Below are 2,205 nucleotides of genomic sequence, written 5' to 3' on the forward strand. Positions count from 1 at the left end.
AGGAATGCCGCCTTGACCAGTCGCGTTGCGCTGCCTTCCAGATATGCTCCGCTCTTCAAGTTGTTTACGGTAAACACTTGGCCGTTCTCCGACATTGTAGAGCCGGTGTCATGCACATAATCGCACAGTCGGGACACGAAGCCGCTGGAGCCGCATTCGCGCATATGGTTGCCGCCGGTTTGTACGAGCCTGATGTTGTATGTAGAAATACCGGCGTAATGAGTTGCTGTCGTTATGTTCTCCGTTCCCGGATTGACGTCTCTGCCGCATCGGATAGTCGTGTTGCCGGTTAGCGTTATTTGATCGCGTCCTGCTACGCTGATCCCTGTTCGTGTCGCATCTCTGACCGTGTTGCCGGTTAGTGCCGAACTGAGATCCGTATTGCCCCATATCGTGTCGGCCGGCACGTTAATGCCGAATCCGATCAACTGAGACAGCACGTTTCCGGCTATAACCGCATCGCCGAAGACGCGGATTCCGTCACCCGTGATGTAGTCGATGACGTTGCCACCGATTTTGACCGRCTTCTGGAATTGGGTCAGTATACCGCCGCTTGCCAGCCGGGTTGCCGTAGGCAGCTTTCCCGCCCCGGTTATCGTGTTGCCTTCTATAGAGATGTCTTCGGAAGATTGGGCGAAAGAAGTACCGGATCGATCATATCCATAAACTCCATACTCGTACGGATGCCGGATCGTGTTGCCTTGGACCGAAACCCTCGCATTGCTGGGCTCTACGCCTCCGGCCAAAATTGTAATGGCGGCGGTGAGAACGACCGAGTTGATGCCCGGCATAACGGACTTGGCTCCGGCCTCGTGAATGATGTTATGCGTAATGTCGATATCTTCGCCCTGAGCGATCAAGATAGAGTGGTAACGGGTTGTCTTGATCAGGTTATGATCGACGGTAATACGCTTGTTGCGGGCAAACTCATTGTTGTTCAGCATTTGGCCTATACCGACCGCGTTGTCCCCGATGAAGTTCATTCGGTTGTGCGCGACGGTGACTTCCTCGCACCACTCCACGAGAAATACCGCATTGGCTTTCTGAGCGAAGTCGGTCGGGTTATACAGCTTGTTCCGGCTAATATCCGCCCCGTGAACGGCCTTGAGCCAAATTTGGCTCCCGCGAATCGAGCTGATTTTATTGTTCCGGAAAACAATCTCGGTCGAGAGCGTGGCCGTCTCGCCGCCTACCGCGACTTTCCCCTGTGCGATCAGCCCATCCCAAGCAAAATCATAGATGCGGGTACCGCTTACCTCRCAATGGTGGCAACTGGCGAAGGATACTGCAAACGCATAATTGACGGCAGGACGCGTTCTATCCCATATGTTGCCGCCTTCAGCCTCATCGCGGACGATCTGTCCATCCATACCGATCCCGCTGATCGTAATGTCCGTGCAAGTGTTAAACGAAAAAATTCCTTTGCGGCCCATCTTGTGAAGCGTTCCTTCACCCTCGATTCGCTTGCTATTGTAACCTTGGATGAAAATGGATCCCTCGGCAGCGACGCCATAATCCCCCTTCGGGATAACAGTCTTATAAACAGACTTGACGGTTGTTTCTATTACCATCCGGTTATCGAACCCAGTTGCCCCATCCCAATCGGCTATCGCTCCGAACATTTGCACCGGATAGCTTTCGAGTTCAGGACGACAGAAGCATCCAAGCCCGCCTGGCTGAAACTCGCCGACATCAAGAAGAAAGTTGGAATGACCTGCACGGGATCCGTCCCATGGAACAGTCGGGCTTATTACGGTCCCGCCGTTATGTTCGCTCTTTGGCTTGCCCGGGTTCCAATAGAACATGCCGCCGCCAAAATCCGTATTCACGTGGTATCCCTGCAGGATGTACAGGGTGTCAACTGTCATCGGTGCGGTGAGAAGATCAACCACGCTTTTCAGAACCGCAGTATTACCGTAGTCCTYCAACTTCGGTTCTTTCGGCGGCTTATCCGGTTTCTTATTATCTCCGTATACCGATTCCAATACGGAAGTGGCGTTGGCATGAGCGGAGCCGAGCGTCGAGCCTATGACCGCAGCCCCTGCCATACCAAGCGAAGCCAGCACTGCTCTTCTGCTGATCGCGCCGTTCCGTCCGGTTTGTGTCTCTTCCTCGCTTCGCCCGGTCATCTTTACATGGTTATCGTCCATCGTACATTCCTCCTACTATGTAATGAAATCGCTTAAATACCGATCGAATATAATC

Annotated in this window: 1 protein-coding gene; it reads right to left on the minus strand. The window is 53.2% G+C overall.

Going from position 1 to position 2,205, the window contains the following annotated elements; all coding sequences use genetic code 11:
• A partial coding sequence (locus AC1DWB_RS33905; protein ID WP_477545478.1) for a right-handed parallel beta-helix repeat-containing protein occupies positions 1-2,150 on the minus strand: 2,150 nt, incomplete at its 3' end.
• Between the last annotated feature and the right edge of the window lie 55 nt (positions 2,151-2,205).

This window comes from Paenibacillus sp. P4_E11, from assembly GCF_056401635.1.